16 protein-coding genes and 1 tRNA gene are annotated in these 16108 nt (G+C 68.3%); 13 read left to right on the plus strand and 4 right to left on the minus strand.

The genetic code is table 11. The annotated features are described in order from the left end of the window. Nucleotides 1-6: 6 nt before the first annotated feature. Nucleotides 7-1509 carry an ABC transporter substrate-binding protein gene (locus tag Q0C38_RS09945; RefSeq protein ID WP_291296930.1) on the minus strand — a complete coding sequence of 501 codons (1503 nt, stop codon included), beginning with the start codon at nt 1507-1509 and terminating at the stop codon, nt 7-9. 150 nt (nt 1510-1659) lie between these two features. Here Q0C38_RS09945 and Q0C38_RS09950 point away from each other — a divergent pair, with 150 nt between their 5' ends. Continuing rightward, entirely contained in the window at nt 1660-2127 is a 468-nt protein-coding gene (locus Q0C38_RS09950) for a rhodanese-like domain-containing protein (protein WP_291296931.1), read from the plus strand. A gap of 38 nt (nt 2128-2165) precedes the next feature. Here the strand turns inward: Q0C38_RS09950 and Q0C38_RS09955 are convergent, their stop codons facing one another. Next, on the minus strand, nt 2166-2834 hold the full coding sequence (locus tag Q0C38_RS09955) for a hypothetical protein (protein ID WP_291296932.1): 669 nt from the start codon (nt 2832-2834) through the stop codon (nt 2166-2168). A gap of 85 nt (nt 2835-2919) precedes the next feature. Further along, the gene (gene ruvX / locus Q0C38_RS09960; RefSeq protein WP_291296933.1) at nt 2920-3387 is read right to left on the minus strand and encodes a Holliday junction resolvase RuvX; all 468 of its coding nucleotides are present in this window, start codon (nt 3385-3387) and stop codon (nt 2920-2922) included. Nucleotides 3388-3441: 54 nt separating this feature from the next. Here ruvX and gatC point away from each other — a divergent pair, with 54 nt between their 5' ends. From gatC to Q0C38_RS10000, 8 genes are all read left to right on the plus strand, one after another. Continuing rightward, on the plus strand, nt 3442-3738 hold the full coding sequence (gatC, locus tag Q0C38_RS09965) for an Asp-tRNA(Asn)/Glu-tRNA(Gln) amidotransferase subunit GatC (protein ID WP_291296934.1): 297 nt from the start codon (nt 3442-3444) through the stop codon (nt 3736-3738). Continuing rightward, nucleotides 3735-5213, plus strand: a complete 1479-nt coding sequence (gene gatA / locus Q0C38_RS09970) for an Asp-tRNA(Asn)/Glu-tRNA(Gln) amidotransferase subunit GatA (protein ID WP_291296935.1) — start codon at nt 3735-3737, stop codon at nt 5211-5213. Before gatC ends, gatA begins: the two co-directional genes overlap by 4 nt. Before the next feature lie 3 nt (nt 5214-5216). Beyond that, nucleotides 5217-6668, plus strand: coding sequence for an Asp-tRNA(Asn)/Glu-tRNA(Gln) amidotransferase subunit GatB (gatB, locus tag Q0C38_RS09975; RefSeq protein ID WP_291296936.1), 1452 nt, complete (start codon nt 5217-5219; stop codon nt 6666-6668). A 91-nt stretch (nt 6669-6759) separates the two neighbouring features. Further along, entirely contained in the window at nt 6760-7491 is a 732-nt protein-coding gene (otsB, locus tag Q0C38_RS09980; RefSeq protein WP_291296937.1) for a trehalose-phosphatase, read from the plus strand. After that, complete coding sequence (locus Q0C38_RS09985; protein ID WP_291296938.1) at nt 7488-8840, plus strand: trehalose-6-phosphate synthase; 1353 nt, start codon at nt 7488-7490, stop codon at nt 8838-8840. The genes otsB and Q0C38_RS09985 overlap by 4 nt, the downstream gene beginning before the upstream one ends. Nucleotides 8841-8923: 83 nt before the next feature. Then, a complete protein-coding gene (locus Q0C38_RS09990; RefSeq protein ID WP_291296939.1) occupies nt 8924-9562 on the plus strand; it encodes a glutathione S-transferase family protein in 639 nt (212 codons plus the stop codon). Nucleotides 9563-9588: 26 nt separating this feature from the next. Further along, nucleotides 9589-10716: an AI-2E family transporter gene (locus tag Q0C38_RS09995; RefSeq protein WP_291296940.1), complete on the plus strand. Its 1128-nt coding sequence runs from the start codon at nt 9589-9591 to the stop codon at nt 10714-10716. A 58-nt stretch (nt 10717-10774) separates the two neighbouring features. Further along, nucleotides 10775-10867, plus strand: a tRNA-Ser gene (locus Q0C38_RS10000). A gap of 103 nt (nt 10868-10970) precedes the next feature. Here Q0C38_RS10000 and Q0C38_RS10005 read toward each other — a convergent pair. Beyond that, entirely contained in the window at nt 10971-11774 is an 804-nt protein-coding gene (locus Q0C38_RS10005; RefSeq protein ID WP_291296941.1) for a hypothetical protein, read from the minus strand. Nucleotides 11775-11964: 190 nt separating this feature from the next. Between Q0C38_RS10005 and Q0C38_RS10010 the strand changes: the two genes are divergently transcribed. The 4 genes from Q0C38_RS10010 (at nt 11965) to Q0C38_RS10025 (ending at nt 16107) form a co-directional block, all read left to right on the plus strand. Next, a complete protein-coding gene (locus Q0C38_RS10010) occupies nt 11965-13035 on the plus strand; it encodes a TRAP transporter substrate-binding protein (protein ID WP_291296942.1) in 1071 nt (356 codons plus the stop codon). Nucleotides 13036-13119: 84 nt separating this feature from the next. Continuing rightward, entirely contained in the window at nt 13120-13692 is a 573-nt protein-coding gene (locus tag Q0C38_RS10015) for a TRAP transporter small permease subunit (protein ID WP_291296943.1), read from the plus strand. After that, nucleotides 13689-15065, plus strand: a complete 1377-nt coding sequence (locus Q0C38_RS10020) for a TRAP transporter large permease subunit (protein ID WP_291296944.1) — start codon at nt 13689-13691, stop codon at nt 15063-15065. Before Q0C38_RS10015 ends, Q0C38_RS10020 begins: the two co-directional genes overlap by 4 nt. Before the next feature lie 13 nt (nt 15066-15078). Continuing rightward, nucleotides 15079-16107 carry a zinc-binding dehydrogenase gene (locus Q0C38_RS10025; protein WP_291296945.1) on the plus strand — a complete coding sequence of 343 codons (1029 nt, stop codon included), beginning with the start codon at nt 15079-15081 and terminating at the stop codon, nt 16105-16107. The last annotated feature ends 1 nt before the right edge of the window (nt 16108 follow it).

Raw genomic sequence — 16108 nt, forward strand, 5'->3', positions numbered from 1 at the left:
AAGCGCTCAGCGTGCCACCCTCACATCCTGCAGCCGCATCAGCCCGTCGGGATGTGCCGCGAAGCCGGTCACGGCGGCGCGCGACGCCCAGATCCCCTTGTGGTGGTAGAGGACGAGATGGGGCCGATCCTCCATCCACACCTCCGCCGCTGCCCGGTAAAGGGCCTGGCGTTGGGGGATGCCCGTCACGCCGCGCGCCTGGGCCAGCAGCGCATCCAGCCGGGGGTTGCAGTACTTCCCCCAATTCACGAACCCGTCGCATTGCAGCCAGATCGCGATGTTGCCGTCAGGATCAGGCCTGCCGGACCAGATCGCGATGGCCGCGTCATAGTCGCCCCGGCGGGTGGCGGCGACCATGGCCGCACTTTCCGTGGCGCGGATGGCGATGTCGAACCCCGCTTCGGCCGCCATCGCCTGGATCATCTCCGCCACCTGGCGCTCGACGGGGCTGTTCGTCACGGCCAGCTCGAACGCGACCCTCGCGTGGCCGGCTTCCCGCAGCAGCGCCCGCGCACGGGCGACGTCGCGCGGCGGCACCGGGCGGGCGGGGGCGGCGAAGGTGCTGCCGGGCGGCTCGAACTGGTTTGAGGGAATGAACTGGCCCTCCAGCGCCACCTGGTTGATCACCGCCCGGTCGATCGAGGCCTCGAGCGCTGCCCTGACGCGCGGGTCCGACCCGAGCGGCCCCTTGGCACGCTCACCGGCGCCCACGTTGATGCTCAGCGTCTGGTAGGCCATGGCCGGACCGGCGATCAGCCGCAGCGTCCGGTCACGCTCGACCGCGGCCACATCGTTCGGCGCGACGCGCTCGATCAGGTCGAGCTGCCCCGCGCGGAGGTTCACGAGCCGCACCGTGCCATCGGGGATCGGCCGATACTCCACCCGGTCGACGTGGATGCGGCCCGCATCCCAGTACTCGGGGAACTTCCGAAGCTCGATCACCTCCTGCGCCACGCGGCGGACGAAGGCGAAGGGCCCGGCGCAGACCGGGTTGGTGTGGATGCGGTCGCCGAGGGCCGCGATGGCCGTGGGCGACATCATCATGCCGGCACGGTCGGCCAGCACGGCGAGCAGCGGCGCATCGGGCGCCTTCAACACCAGCCGCACGGTGCGGGCATCGACCACCTCGACGGCGGTGACTGAGGCGAGCTCGGTCTTGCGCCGGCTCTCGCGCGCCTCGCGGTAGCGGTCGAGGTTCAGCTTCACGGCAGCCGCATCCATGGCCGTGCCGTCATGGAACCGCACGCCCTCGCGCAGTGTGAGGGTGAGCGACCGGCCATCGTCGCCCCAGGCCCAGGCGGTGGCGAGCTGCGGTGTGAAGCGAAGGTCAGCGTCGAGATCCACCAGCTTGTCGCAGAGGGCGGAGAAGATCACCCGCTCGAACACGCTGCCTGACTGGGCGGGGTCGAGCATGTTCGGGTCGGCGATCAGCCCGACGCGGAGGGTGGTCTGTGCCGCTGCCGGCATGGCGAGGAGAGAGAAAGCAAGGGCCGCGGCGGTTCGCTTCATGATCACCTCCTGGTGGAACAGAGCAACGACACGCCTTGTCGACGGCCTCGTCAACCGTCCTGAGCCGCGGATCGTTTTGCGTTAGACACGAACGAGGCGCCATGGGATCGTTCCGTGATTGAAAGTCTCATCCTTTGGGGGGGGGGGGGCATGCAGTGGTCCAGACGCGCAGTGCTCGTCGCGCTTCTCGCTGGCGCCTGCGCCGGGCCGGAAGGAAGGCCTGGAGGGGCGCCTACGGCGGGCCCCTCGGTGGTTTCGCCTGAGCGGGCGCTTGCGCTCGCGGTGGCCGGCGAGGCGGTTCTTGTGGATGTTCGCCTGCCGCAGGAACGGGTTGACCGCCGCGAACCGCCGCACACCGCAGCCTGGTTTCCCTTCGATCGCTACACGCCGCGGCAGTTCAGCACCGCCGTGTCGGAGACGGTGGACGGCCAGCGCTCACGGCCGGTCGTCCTCATCTGCGAGGTGGGCGTGCGATCGGGCTGGGCAGCACACGCCCTCACCGAGGCCGGCTTCACCGACGTCATGACGGTCGATCGGGGATACGCGCTCTGGCGCGATCAGGCGCTGGCGCTGGTCGATGGGCGTGACATGCCCACGCCTGATCTATCGCTCGATTGATCCCAAGCGGCGGGCGAGGCTGCCTGTCCCGTCAGAGATCATCGACTGACCGAAACGATCTCCGTCACACGAGGCACCATGCTGACGGAACTCTCGGTGTATCTGAGGTTCACGCGCCCGGCCCCCCAGAGCATGACTTCATCGAGTGGCATGGACCTTCCGACGCGCTGATTTCGGCATCTGGTGGTGAAGACGTCGGCAAAGGTGGTCCCACCGATCGTCGTTGACGGGGCATAGTCGGTGACCTCGCACGTACGTATCCGCTGAATCAGTTCGGAACCGCCCGTAGTCGTGTAGCTGTGGGTCCAGGTCAGGCCGACCCGCATGGGCGTGCCTTCCGGGAGGAAGCCGTTATGGTTCGGGGTGAACCGGAACCGTCCATGGCTGACAAGATTGCGCCAGGGTGTAAACGCCCTGGAGACATCCTCACCGGTATCCAACCGCATCACGGCGCTTCCGTCCTGGTTCACGGTGACGCGATGCGTTGTGACACGCTCACCCTCCGTGAGGCGGTACGTGAAGGTCCCCGGCTTGACGCTGGATGATGGATCAAACTTTTCGACCGCCGCCGTCGCAGCCGGTGATGCGCGGGCAGCAGGCGCGGCTTGGGCCACCGACCACTCGCTTGCGTCCGTGGCGGACATCCCTCCGCCGAGGAGCAGAAGCGCCCCGGCGACAACTGCAATGCGCATGCGAATGTCTGTCAACTACTTCCCCTACTGAATGATATTGCTGCGACGATAGCGTGCATTGCAGATCACTTGAGAAACGTTGCACGTCATTTCGGCACGATCAAGCGCCCCGCGTCGCATCCAGCGCTGACTGGAGCATGTAGGCCGCTGCAGCCTTGTCCACGACAGCGGCGCGGCGGCGGCGGGTCAGATCCATCTCGCCGATCAGCATGCGGTTGACGGCCGCCGAGGACAGCCGCTCGTCCCACAACGCGACTGGCAGCCCCGCGGCGGCCGAGAGCGCCATCGCCCAGTCGCGCGCCCCCTGCGCCGCCGGGCCCGTGCCGCCATCCATCGAGAGCGGGTTGCCGACCACCACCCCGCCGGCCCCCTCCTTGGCAGCGATCGCGGCCACCTCGGCCGCGTTCTTGGCGAGCTTGGCGCGGACAAGCGCGCCATAGGGGCTGGCGATGGTCAGCGACACGTCGGTCAGCGCCACGCCGATGGTCTTCGATCCAAGGTCGAGGCCGATCAGCCTCTGGCCACGGGGGAGGGCAGCGCGGAGATCCGCCAGATTGGCAAGCGTCATGCCGCGATGCTACCACCCCCGCTCCTTATCAGAAGCCTTGGGAGTTCCCGGCGCATGTCGCTCGACGCCGATACGATCCGCCGCATCGCCACGCTTGCCCGCATCCGCGTCGCAGAAGATGAGGTCGCGACCCTGCAAGGCGAGCTCAACGGCATCCTCGCCTGGATCGAGCAGCTGAACGCGGTGGACACAGACGGCATCGCCCCGCTGACGGGGGCAGCGCACATGGCGCTGAAGATGCGCGAGGATGTGGTGAGCGACGGCAACATCCGCGACAAGGTGCTCGCCAACGCGCCCGAGCGCATCGGGCCGGACGAGGCGTTCTTCGCCGTGCCGAAGGTGGTGGAATGAGCGCGCTCACCGACCTGACGCTCGCCGAAGCCGCGCGGCTGCTCGCCGCGAAGAAGGTGTCGGCGACCGAGCTGACCCAGGCGCATGTCGATGCGATCGAGGCGCTGGCCTCGCTGAACGCCTTCATCGTGACGACACCCGAGCGCGCGCTGGCCGATGCCAAGCGGGCCGACGGGCGCATCGCTGCCGGCGAGGCAGGGCCGCTCGAAGGCATTCCGCTCGCGATCAAGGACCTGTTCTGTACCGCCGGCATCCAGACCACCGCCGCGAGCCGCATCCTCGGCGGCTTCGTGCCGCCTTACGAGAGCACCGTCTCGGCCAATCTCTGGCGCGACGGGGCGGTGTGCCTCGGCAAGACGAACCTCGACGAGTTCGCCATGGGCTCGTCCAACACCACCTCGGCCTATGGGAACGTCGTGAACCCGTGGAAGCGCCGCGGCGACAATCGTGACCTGGTGCCAGGCGGCTCCTCAGGCGGCTCGGCGGCCGCGGTGGCAGCACGCCTCTGCCTCGGTGCGACGGCGACCGACACGGGCGGTTCGATCCGCCAGCCGGCGGCCTTCACCGGCACAGTCGGCATCAAGCCGACCTACGGCCGCTGCTCGCGCTGGGGGATCGTCGCCTTCGCCTCCTCGCTCGACCAGGCAGGGCCGATGGCGCGCACGGTGGAGGATTGCGCCATCCTGCTCCGCTCCATGGCGGGCCATGACCCGAAGGACAGCACCTCGGCCGACATCGCGGTGCCCGACTTTGCGGCGGCGTTGGGCCACGGCGTGAAGGGCCTGCGCATCGGCGTGCCGAAGGAATACCGCCTCGAAGGCCTCTCGCCCGAGATCGCGGCACTCTGGGAACAGGGCATCGCCTGGCTGAAGGAGGCGGGCTGCACGATCCACGAGATCGGCCTGCCGCATGCGAAATACGCGCTGCCTGCCTACTACATCGTCGCCCCGGCCGAGGCGTCATCCAACCTCGCGCGATATGACGGTGTGCGCTTCGGCCTCCGCGTGCCGGGCGACAGCCTCGATGCGCAGTATGAGGCGACGCGGGGCGAAGGCTTCGGGGCGGAGGTGCGGCGCCGCATCATGATCGGCACCTATGTGCTGTCGGCCGGCTACTACGATGCCTATTACCTGAAGGCGCAGAAGGTGAGGGCGCTGATCGCGCGCGACTTCGATGTCGCGTGGGAGAGCGTGGATGCGATCCTGACGCCCGCGACGCCCAACGCCGCCTTCGCGATCGGCGAGAACCAGGACGATCCGGTAACGATGTACCTCAACGACATCTTCACGGTGACGGCGAACCTCGCGGGCCTTCCCGGCATTGCGGTGCCCGCCGGCCTCGACGCGTCGGGCCTGCCGCTGGGGTTGCAGGTGATCGGCCGTGCGTTCGATGAGGAAACCGTGTTCCGCGTCGGCCGCGCCATCGAACAGGCGGCGGGCTTCACGGCGATGCCGCAGCTCAGGGCGGGGGCGTAGAGCATGACCTACACACTCGAAGGCACCACCGGCACGTGGGAGGTCGTCGTCGGCCTCGAGGTGCATGCGCAGGTGATCTCGCAGTCGAAACTGTTCTCGGGTGCTGCCACCGCCTTCGGCGCCGAGCCGAACACGCAGGTGAGCTTCGTCGACGCGGCCTTCCCCGGCATGCTGCCGGTGATCAACGGCGAATGCGTGGCCCAGGCCGTGCGCACCGGGCTCGGCCTCAACGCACAGATCAATCTCGAGAGCCGGTTCGACAGGAAGAACTACTTCTACGCCGACCTGCCCGCCGGCTACCAGATCAGCCAGTACCAGCACCCGATCGTCGGCACCGGCGTGGTCACGATCGACCTCGCCGACGGCACGACGAAGGAGATCGGCATCACGCGCCTGCATCTCGAACAGGATGCCGGCAAGTCGCTGCATGACCAGCACCCGACCAAGTCCTACATCGACCTGAACCGGGCCGGCGTGGCGCTGATGGAGATCGTGTCGGAACCCGACATCCGCTCACCCGAGGAGGCGGGCGCGTATCTGACGAAGCTGCGCCAGATCCTCCGCTACCTCGGCACCTGCGACGGCAACATGGAGGAAGGCTCCATGCGCGCGGACGTCAACGTCTCCGTGCGCAAGGCCGGCGAGGCGTATCGCACGCGCTGCGAGGTGAAGAACGTCAACTCCATCCGCTTCGTCATGCAGGCTGTCGAGGCGGAGGCCCGCCGGCAGATCGCAGTGTGGGAGGAGGGGGGCGAGGTCGCGCAGGAAACCCGCCTGTTCGACAGCGCGCGCGGCACCACGCGGTCGATGCGCTCGAAGGAGCATGCGCACGATTATCGCTACTTCCCCGATCCTGACCTGCTGCCGCTCGTGCTCGATGCCGGGTGGGTCGAAAGCCTGAAGGCGAAGCTGCCGGAACTGCCGGACGCGAAGGCCGCACGCTTCATGCGTGACTACGGCCTGCCGGCCTACGACGCCCGCGTGCTCGTCGCCGAACAGGCGACGGCGGATTTCTACGAGGCGGTAGCGATTGGCCGTGACGCGAAGCTCGCCGCCAACTGGATGATGGGCGATTTCTTCGCCGCCCTGAACCGCACCGGGCGAACCATCGCCGACAGCCCAGTCTCCGCCGCCAACCTCGGCAAGCTGATCGACCTCATCGCGGATGCGACGATCAACGGCCGCATCGCCAAGGAAGTGTTCGAGGCGATGGTCGAGACGGGCGACGATCCCACAGCGATCGTCGATGCCAAGGGCCTCAGGCAGGTGACCGACACCGGCGCGATCGATGCGGCGGTGGCCGAGGTGCTGGCCAGGAACGCCGACAAGGTGGCCGAGTACCGCTCGGGCAAGGACAAGCTGTTCGGCTTCTTCGTCGGCCAGGTGATGAAGGCCATGGCAGGCAAGGGCAATCCAGCCCTCGTGAACGACGTGCTCAGGAAGCAGCTCGGCTAGTATTCCCAAGTAATGTGAGGCTGAGACCGCCACTCTCACGATGCCGTGATCAGGGTCGTCTTTCCATCCCTGTTCCGGTACACCATTCGGCATGGCCGGGATCGAACAGATACCGCCGCGTGACATCGCGCGGCGCGGGGCAGTATTTCTCGATTTTGACGGAACGCTCGTCGAGATCGCACCAACCCCGGAGGCGATCAGGGTTCCACCGGAGCTTCCGGGCCTGCTCGCCCTCCTGGCGCGGACGACCGAGGGCGCCACCGCGATCCTCTCCGGCCGCACGATCGAGACGCTCGACCGGTTCCTGAGCCCGACGCGCCTCGCCGCTGCCGGCGAGCATGGCGCCGTGCTTCGGCGCGTGGGCGAGGGCAAGGCAGAGCGCCAGGCCCATCTCGCCGTGCCAGAGGCTTGGCTAGCCGACGCCGAGGTGCTGGCCGCGAGCCGCCCCGGCGCAATCCTCGAGCGCAAGCCGGTCGGCTTCACCCTCCACGCCCGCGGCTGCCCCGAGGCGCTGCCGGCCTTCGTCGATGCGCTGTCCGCCATGGTGGCGGCCGACAATCGCTTCGCCCTGCTGCGCGCGCACATGGCGGTCGAGCTTCGCCCCGCCGGCACCGACAAGGGCCGCGCGCTGATGGCACTCATGGCGCAACCGCCATTCGCGGGGCGCGTTCCGATCTTCGTCGGCGATGACGTAACGGATGAGGACGCGATTTCCGCGGCCCTCGCACTCGGCGGCATCGGGCTTCGCGTCGCCGATGCCTTCGGCGGCCCCGAAGGCGTGCGTGCCTGGCTTGCAAGGATCGTGGCGGAGGGAGAGGCATGAAACGGCTGGTCATCGTCTCCAACCGCGTGCCCTCGCCGAAGCCGCGCGGCGCGCCACAGGCAGGTGGGCTTGCCGTGGCCCTCGCCGAGGCGCTGGCGGGCCGCGAGGCGCTCTGGTTCGGGTGGTCGGGCGAGACCTCCGACACACCAGGGCCCCCCGCGATCGCCACCGCCGGCAGCACGCGCTTCGCGACGATCGACCTGACGGCAGCGGAGAAGCGCGGCTACTACGGGGGCTTCTCGAACGGCACGCTCTGGCCGCTGCTGCACTACCGCATGGGGCTCGCCGAGTTCCGGCGCGACGAGCATGAGACGTGGCGCGCGGTGAACGACAGGTTCGCGGCAACGCTCGCCCCCCTGCTGCGACCGGACGACGTGATCTGGGTTCACGATTTCCATCACTTTCCCCTCGCGGCCGCGCTGCGCGCGCAAGGGTGCCACCAGCGCATCGGCTTCTTCCTGCATGTGCCGTTTCCGCCCGCCGCGCTGTTCGATGCGCTGCCGCAGGGTGCGAGGCTGCTCGCCGATCTCGCCGCGTTCGACCTCCTCGGCGTGCAGACAGAGGCCGATGCGGTGAACATGCGCGATGCCCTGGCCGGCATCGGCGCCTCCGCTCCCGTCACGGCCTTTCCTGTCGGCATCGATTCGCAGAGCTTCGCCCGCGAGGCTGCGCGCGCCGCGTCGCTGCCCGAGGCCCGCAGGCTGGCCGAAAGCCTGGGCGGCCGGGCGCTCATCCTCGGCGTCGACCGGCTCGACTATTCCAAGGGCCTGCCGCAGCGCTTCCGCGGCTATGCCGCGCTTCTGAAGCGCTTCCCGGAGCATCGACGGCGCGTGACCTTCCTCCAGGTCGCTCCCGTCAGCCGCAACGAGGTGGCGCAGTACCGCGCGCTCCGCCGCGAACTCGACGAGCTTGCCGGGCGCATCAACGGCGAACATGGCGAGATCGACTGGATCCCCATCCGCTGGATGACGCGGGCACTGCCGCGCGCGACGCTCGCTGGCTTCCACCGCCTCGCGCGGGTCGGCCTGGTCACACCCCTGCGCGATGGCATGAACCTGGTGGCGAAGGAGTTCGTCGCGGCACAGGACCATGACGACCCCGGCGTTCTTGTTCTCTCGCGCTTCGCCGGTGCCGCGGCAGAACTCAAGGGGGCGATCCTCGTCAACCCGCATGACCCCGACGAGATCGCCGAGGGGCTGGACGCGGCGCTGCGCATGGGGGTTGAGGAGCGGCGCACGCGGGCGGCGCTGGACCGCGCGATGCTCGCCACCAACAGCGCCGCCGATTGGGCGAAGGGCTACCTCGCCGCGCTCGAGGCCACCGGCGAGAGCATGCGCGGCGCTGCCTGAGCCCGCTCCCCATTCCACCGCGCCCCATTCCACCGCAAACGCGCATGCTCTAGCGTCCGCCCCTCAACGCCACGGGGGACCGGATGATCGACCTCTACAGCTTCGACACGCCGAACGGCCGCAAGATTTCCGTCGCACTCGAGGAGATGGGCCTGCCCTACACGGTGCATGTCGTCGACATCACGAAGGACGAGCAATTTGCGCCCGCCTTCCTCGCGATCGCGCCGAACAACAAGATCCCCGCCATCGTCGACCATGCGGGGCCCAAGGGAACCCCGGTAAGCGTGTTCGAGAGCGGCGCGATCCTGCTCTACCTCGCCGCGAAGACTGGCCGCTTCATGCCTGCAGCGCTCGAGGAGCAGGTCGCGGTGTGGGAGTGGCTGATGTGGCAGGTGGGCGGCTTCGGGCCGATGCCGGGGCAGGTGCATGTCTATCTCCAGGTGCAGGACGAGGCGGCCCGCGCGCACCCGCTCGCGCGCTACCAGAAGGAGACGAACCGGCTCTACGGCGTTCTCGACGCGCGACTTGCGGGGCGTGACTTCGTCGCGACCACGGGCGAGCCCTCGATCGCCGATTTCGCCATCCTCGGCTGGGCCTGGCGGCATGAGCGCCACCGCGTCGACCTCGCCGCCCTGCCCAACGTGAAGGCCTGGTACGAGCGGATGATGGCGCGGCCCGCCGTTATGCGCGGCTTTGCCGTGCCGATGCGGCACGCAGCCTGAGCGGGCCCCGGCAGGCGACCCGGGCGATGGCCGACGGGCTCAGGCCGTTCGGGAGCCGCAGCGCACTGATCGAGGGCGCCATCGCGTTCGTGCTGCTGGGCGCGCTCGTCGTCGCATGCCTGACGATCCTCAGGCCCTTCATCTCGCCGATCCTGCTGGCCGGCGTTCTCGTCCACGCGACCTGGTTCGGCCAGGCCTGGCTTACGCCACGGATCGGCCGCACCTGGGGTGCTGCGACGATGGTGCTGCTCGCCTCCGTCGTGCTCGTGGTGCCGCTGGTGCTGATCGTGCCGGGGCTTGCCGGCAACCTGACGGGCGCCGGCGATGTCGCGCGGCGCATCGGGGCGGCGCTGCCGCTGCTCGCCCCGCCCTGGATCGCCGGCCTGCCGCTGATCGGCAGCGCGCTTGACGGGCTCTGGGCCGAGGTGGCACCCGCGCTCGCCGAGGGAGGCGAGGCGCTGCGCCTGCTGATCGAGCCGCACACGGCAGCCCTCGGGCGCATGGCGCTCGCCTTCGCGCTGGCCGTGGGGGAGGGGCTGTTGCAGCTCCTGTTCGCACTGCTGGTGGCGTTCTTCCTGTATCGCGACGGCGAGGCGCTGGTGCTTCGCCTCAAGGCGATCGCCCAGCGTGTCGGCAGCCAGCGCGCGCTCGAGCTGCTGCAGTTGACGGGCGATACGGTGCGCGGCGTCGTGTGGGGCCTGATCGGCACCGGCATCCTGCAGGGCATCCTGGCCTGGATCGGCTTCATGATCGCCGGCGTTCCCGGGGCGGCGGTGCTCGGCTTCATGACGGTGCTGCTGTCGATCGTTCAGGTCGGCGCGCCGATCCTCTGGGCCTCGGCCGCCGCCTGGCTGTTCGCGGAGGGCGAGACGGGCTGGGGCCTGTTCATGCTCGTCTGGGGCGGCATCGCGGTGAGCTCGACCGACAACATCATCCGCCCCTGGCTGATCAGCCGTGGCGCGAACCTGCCGCTGATCCTGATCATCCTCGGCGTGATCGGCGGGCTGTTGGCGTTCGGGTTCCTCGGCTTGTTCCTCGGCCCGGTGCTGCTGGCCGTTGCCTGGCGGCTGGTGGAGCGGTGGACGGAGAAGGCGGTGCGGGCGGAGGCCGAGGTTGCGGCTCAGCCGGAGCGGGACGACGCTTCGTTGACGTGAGGGGGGTGGCCCGGTAGAAGCGGTGCGTTGCATATGCCGTGCACACACCGCTCTCGGCGGAGGGGTGGCCGAGCGGCTGAAGGCGGCAGTTTGCTAAACTGTTGTAGGGGGTCAACTCCTACCGTGGGTTCGAATCCCATCCCCTCCGCCAAAACGCTCCGGTCCTGGGCTTCGCTCCTGCGGTCGTTGGCTTGATGGGCGCGCACGGCGCGCCCACGGGCGGACGCAGGATGCCATCGACGGCGCAAGGCCGCTCATGCGCCTGCAGGCCCCGGAAGCAGCCCCGTTCTCGCGAGCGCCTTGGGAAGGCTTCCTTCGACCAGTGAGGTCGCAGCGAGGCGAAGCGTCTCACGTTGCTCTAGGGGCATCTCGGTCCACTCCTGGCCACGCCAGGTGAAGTCCAGCCTGACCAGCGGCAGCGTCTCGACGTTCCAGCGCCAATACAGGGTCTGCATCATCTGCGTTGGCGCCACGGCCACTAGCGGATCGAGCGTTCTTCCGTCGATCACGACAGCCTTGTACGCAACCGCGAAAGCTGACTGCGCAGTGAGGCCGCCCTGCTCGCTCCGGGCGATCCGGCCAGTGACGCGGAGCCCATACGGCATCGTCTGGCCGGACCCGACGATCGGAAAGTCCTGTGCCTTCACCGATGCGGTCATGACGAGCACGAGCGCATCGACCGCACCGGGCGTCACGCGCGCGCGCAGCAGATCGCCGAGCCGGGTCTCGGGCGTCCGAAAGCCAACTGGCCGCTGCGTCTCGACGATCGCTGCCGGATCCAGCTGGACTTCGACAAGCGTGTGGTGAGGTTCGAGCAGTCGACGCGCGAGGGCGAGGCTCTGTGCATTCAGCGGCCAATCGACAGTCACCGTCTTGGGAAGGCTGTCAAAGACCGTGATGCCGGAAAACGTCAATTCGAGCTGCGGGTCGAAGGCAGTCACCACGCCGATGCGCCGGCGCTCCTGCAGCGCGCCCGGCGGCAGGCTTGGCGGCGCGACGGTGACGCAGCCTGCGAGCCCGAACGCCGACGCACCGGCGATGAGGTCACGACGCCGCATCACAATGCTCCGCTGAAATGAGTCTCGGCGCCACTCTCGCGTGCGTCCGGCGGCGGCGCAATCGCCGCGTGCACGACATCGCCCCCGCCCCAATGCAATCCCGACAATTCCCGACGCGCTTCCTTGACAGTCCCGCAACGGACCGCTCTTGTTGCGATCAACGAAGCACAGTCACAGGGGAGATGTGTCCATGCGAGAAGCGTCGTCGTTGCGCGGAGTGTTTGCCGCGGGTTGCATCGGCATCGCCGCCGCGCTTGCGCTGCCGAGCGTTGCCGAGGCACAGCAGCAGCAGCGCCTGCGCTGGCAGATGGCAAGCGGATATCCCTCGAGCCTCGTGCATCTCGGCACCATGGGAAAGCGCGTCGAGACGCAGATCGCCGCGATCTCCGGCGGCACGTTCGAAATCCGCTTCATGGAACCCGGCGCGCTCGTCCCCGCGCTGCAGGTGCTCGACGGCGTCTCGAACGGCTCGATCGAGGCCGGCTGGGTCTCGGCCGGCCAGTATGCCGGGCGCAACACCGCACTCGCGCTCTTCTCCGCCGTTCCGTTCGGCCCCGAGGCAGGCGAGTTCATGGCGTGGATGCGCTACGGCGGCGGCCAGGCGTTGATGGACGAGGTGCACGCGAAGTACAACGTCAAGTCGATCGTCTGCGGCATCACCCCGCCGGAAGCCTCGGGCTGGTTCCGCACCGAGATCAAGACGCTGGGTGACCTGCGCGGCATCCGCATGCGCTTCTTCGGCCTCGGCGCCCGCGTGGTGAACAAGCTCGGCGTGCAGACGACGAACCAGCCCGCCGGCGAACTGTTCCAGGCGTTGCAGCTCGGCACGATCGACGCGACCGAGTTCGGCCAGCCCGCTCTCGACCTCGGCATGGGCCTGCACCAAGTGGCCAAGCACTACTACTTCCCGGGCTGGCACCAGCCCGCCTCGCTCTACCACCTCTATGTCCACAAGCCGCTGTGGGATGGCTTGAGCGCGCAGCGCAAGGCGATGGTCGAAAGCGTGTGCGACGCCAACGTCGTGTTCGGCCTGGCCGAGGGCGAGGCGCTGCAGTTCGCCGCGATGCAGGAACTCCAGCGCCGCGGCGTCACGTTCCACACCTGGGGTCCCGAGTTCATCGCAGCCTTCCGCAAGGGCTGGGACGAGGTGGTCGTCGAGGAGAATGCCTCGAACCCCGATTTCAAGAAGGTGTGGGACTCGCTCACCGCGTTCCGCGCCAACTACAAGATCTGGGGCGACCTCGGCTATCTGCGGAACTGACGCCATGACCACCGGGTGGGCCGTGCGATCGCCTCGCGCGGCCCACCGTCGTTTCAAACCCTTTCACTCCAGGCGCTCAGCCACATGAACGCTGGCCTTTCGCGTGCGCTGCTGCGGCTTGCCGGCTGGCTCGAGATCCTGCCGCGGCGCTGCCTCCAGATCGTTGCCTGGATGATGGTGCTGATGGTCGCGGCCATCGTGTTCGAGGTGATCACGCGGCGCCTGCGCGTGGAGGTGCCGATCATCACCTCCGTTCGCCTGCTCGAGCTGCAATGGCATTTCCACGTCACGCTGTTCATGCTCTCGCTCGCCTATGGCTACCTGCGCAACGTGCATGTGCGGATCGACATGGCGGTGAGCGGATTGTCGGAGCGCACGCGGGCGTGGATCGAGCTCGCCGGCCTTCTGATCCTGTTCCTGCCCTTCGTCATCATGCTGATGCGCTGGGGCTTCGTGTTCTGGGAGGCGTCGTGGCGCTTCAACGAGGCGTCTGACAATCCCTCCGGCCTGCCGCATCGCTGGCTGATCAAGCCGGTGATGCCGATCGGCGCGCTGCTGCTCATCATGGCGGGGACGTGCAACATGCTCAGGCTGCTGGTGTTCCTGTTCGGCCCGCGCGCCGAGGCTGAGCGTGCCCAGCCGGTGATCGCGCGATGACCGACTTTCTGTTCGACTACCTGCCCGTCATCATGTTCGTGACGCTGCTGGTGCTGCTGTTCAGCGGCCTGCCCGTCGCCTACGTGCTCGGCGGCGTCGGGCTGATCGCGGGCTGGGTCGGGATCGAGCTCGGCGTGCTCAGGCCGGCGCAGTTCCTCTCGATCATGCCGCGCATCTGGGGCGGCATCGCCGCCGATGTCGTTCTCGTCGCGATTCCCCTGTTCATCCTGATGGGCTCGATCCTCGAGAAAAGCGGCATCGCCGAGGACCTGCTCGAGTGCCTGAAGGTGCTGCTCGCCCGCGTGCCCGGCTCGATGGCGCTGGCCACCATCCTGATGGGCACGATCATGGCGGCGACGACGGGCATCGTCGGTGCCTCGATCGTGGTGCTGTCGCTCATCGCCCTGCCGACGATGCTGGCCAACTCCTACTCGAAACAGTTATCGACCGGCGCGATCGCGGCCGCTGGGTGTCTCGGCGTCCTGATTCCGCCATCGATCATGCTCGTGGTGATGGCCGAGATCATGAGCATCCCTGTCGGCCCGCTGTTCGCCGCGGCGCTCGTGCCGGGGCTGCTGCTGTCGGTGCTCTATCTCGGCTACATCGTCATCGCCTGCACGATCTGGCCGGAGCTTGCGCCGCGCGCAGCACTCGCCGACATGCCGGCAAGCGGTGCGGCGTATCTCGGCCTGGTGCTCCGCGGGTTCGTTCCCGTACTCACGCTGATCGCCTTCGTCCTCGGCTCGATCTATTCCGGCTGGGCAACGCCGACGGAAGCGGCAGGCGTGGGCTGCGTCGGGGCGGCAGCGCTCGCGGCGATGAAGGGGCGGTTGACGGGCCCCGTCATGCGCCAGGTGCTCGAGCAGTCGGCGCTGACCAATGCCATGGTCTTCATGATCTTCATCGGCGCCACGGTGTTCAGCTTCGTGTTCCGCGTCACCGGCGGGGACGATCTGATCATCGGCCTCTTCACCGGCCTCGGGCTCGACAGCTGGGGCATCCTGCTGGTGCTGATGGCGCTGATCTTCGTGCTCGGCATTCCGTTCGAGTGGCCCGAGATCACGCTGATCGTGCTGCCGGTGTTCTACCCGGTCGTGAAGGCACTCGATTTCGGCGACCATCTGCAGACGGCGGCCGAGGTGATGCCGTGGTTCACCATGCTGTGCGCCGTGAACCTGCAGACGAGCTTCCTGACGCCGCCCTACGGCTTCGCGCTGTTCTACCTGAAGGGAACCGTGCCGCCGTCGGTCACGATGTCGCACATCTATCGCGGCGTGTGGCCCTTCGTCGGCATGCAGCTCATCTGCCTCGGCCTCTGCATCGCGTTCCCCGACATCGTGCTCGGGCTGCCGCGCGCCGCCGGAATGTTGTGAGGGAGGGGGGACCATGAAGGCGATCGTTCTGCGTGCGTATGGCGGACCAAGCGAGCTTCGACTCGATGAGGCGCCCGATCCCGTGGCGGGGGCGGGCGAGGTGGTGCTTCGGCTACGCACCACGGGGCTGAACCATTGCGACACGGATGTGCGACGCGGCGTGTTCGGCGTGGCGCAGAGCTTCCCGCACGTGATGGGCGTCGATGGCGCGGGCGTGGTGGAGAGCATCGGGCCGGGCGTGACCGGCTTTTCTGCCGGTGACCGCGTGATGCCGCATTTCATGCTCTCCTGCGGCGTGTGCCGGAACTGCCAGCGCGGGCAGGACAATATCTGCCTCGATGCCGGGGTGCTCGGCGTCACCACCTGGGGCACCTATGCCGAGCGCGTGAAGGTGCGCGCCAACGTTCTCGTGCGCATCCCCGAGGCCGTGTCGTTCGACGATGCGGTCGCCGGCACGGTGCCGTTCGCGACCGCGTGGGAAGGCCTCGTGGTGATGGGGCAGTTGCGCGTTGGCGAGACGGTGCTGGTCAACGCCGCCGGCAGCGGCATCGGCTCCGCCGCGATCCAGATCGCCAAGCTCGCCGGCGCGCGCGTGATCGCCACCACGGGCTCGAAGGCCAAGTTCGCCCAGGCCCGCGCGCTCGGCGCCGATGAGGTGCTCGACTACACGACCGACGACATCCCCGCCGCCGTGATGGCGCTGACGGGCGGCTACGGCGCCGATGTGTGCTTCGACATGGTGGGCGGCGACCGGCTGATCGACTGCATCGGCGCGGTGGCACAGGGCGGGCGCATCGCATCCGTCGGCGCCCATGGAGGCGAAAAGATCGAGATCGACTTCATCGAGCTGTTCCGCAAGCACATCACGCTGCATGGCTGCGGGCGCTCGACCAAGGCAATCTACGCCGACGTCCTCGGACTGATGGCGGCGGGCAAGCTCAAGCCCGTGATCCACAAGGCGTTCGACCTGAAGGATGCGGGCGAGGCGCACGCGCTGATGGAGAGCCGCGCCTTCTTCGGCCGCATGCTGCTGCATCCATGAG

The sequence above is a fragment of the Elioraea sp. genome, from assembly GCF_022842375.1.
In the GTDB taxonomy this organism is placed as follows: Bacteria; Pseudomonadota; Alphaproteobacteria; order Acetobacterales; family Acetobacteraceae; genus Elioraea_A.

What these genes read in the sequence shown, in the direction of transcription:
- gatA (WP_291296935.1), top strand. Translation starts at nt 3,735, where the DNA reads ATGAGCGCGCTCACCGACCTGACGCTCGCCGAAGCCGCGCGGCTGCTC.
- Q0C38_RS10025 (WP_291296945.1), top strand. Translation starts at nt 15,079, where the DNA reads ATGAAGGCGATCGTTCTGCGTGCGTATGGCGGACCAAGCGAGCTTCGA.
- Q0C38_RS09985 (WP_291296938.1), top strand. Translation starts at nt 7,488, where the DNA reads ATGAAACGGCTGGTCATCGTCTCCAACCGCGTGCCCTCGCCGAAGCCG.
- Q0C38_RS09990 (WP_291296939.1), top strand. Translation starts at nt 8,924, where the DNA reads ATGATCGACCTCTACAGCTTCGACACGCCGAACGGCCGCAAGATTTCC.
- ruvX (WP_291296933.1), bottom strand. Translation starts at nt 3,387, where the DNA reads ATGACGCTTGCCAATCTGGCGGATCTCCGCGCTGCCCTCCCCCGTGGC.
- otsB (WP_291296937.1), top strand. Translation starts at nt 6,760, where the DNA reads ATGGCCGGGATCGAACAGATACCGCCGCGTGACATCGCGCGGCGCGGG.
- Q0C38_RS10010 (WP_291296942.1), top strand. Translation starts at nt 11,965, where the DNA reads ATGCGAGAAGCGTCGTCGTTGCGCGGAGTGTTTGCCGCGGGTTGCATC.
- Q0C38_RS10005 (WP_291296941.1), bottom strand. Translation starts at nt 11,774, where the DNA reads ATGCGGCGTCGTGACCTCATCGCCGGTGCGTCGGCGTTCGGGCTCGCA.
- Q0C38_RS10020 (WP_291296944.1), top strand. Translation starts at nt 13,689, where the DNA reads ATGACCGACTTTCTGTTCGACTACCTGCCCGTCATCATGTTCGTGACG.
- Q0C38_RS10015 (WP_291296943.1), top strand. Translation starts at nt 13,120, where the DNA reads ATGAACGCTGGCCTTTCGCGTGCGCTGCTGCGGCTTGCCGGCTGGCTC.
- Q0C38_RS09945 (WP_291296930.1), bottom strand. Translation starts at nt 1,509, where the DNA reads ATGAAGCGAACCGCCGCGGCCCTTGCTTTCTCTCTCCTCGCCATGCCG.
- Q0C38_RS09950 (WP_291296931.1), top strand. Translation starts at nt 1,660, where the DNA reads ATGCAGTGGTCCAGACGCGCAGTGCTCGTCGCGCTTCTCGCTGGCGCC.
- gatB (WP_291296936.1), top strand. Translation starts at nt 5,217, where the DNA reads ATGACCTACACACTCGAAGGCACCACCGGCACGTGGGAGGTCGTCGTC.
- gatC (WP_291296934.1), top strand. Translation starts at nt 3,442, where the DNA reads ATGTCGCTCGACGCCGATACGATCCGCCGCATCGCCACGCTTGCCCGC.
- Q0C38_RS09995 (WP_291296940.1), top strand. Translation starts at nt 9,589, where the DNA reads ATGGCCGACGGGCTCAGGCCGTTCGGGAGCCGCAGCGCACTGATCGAG.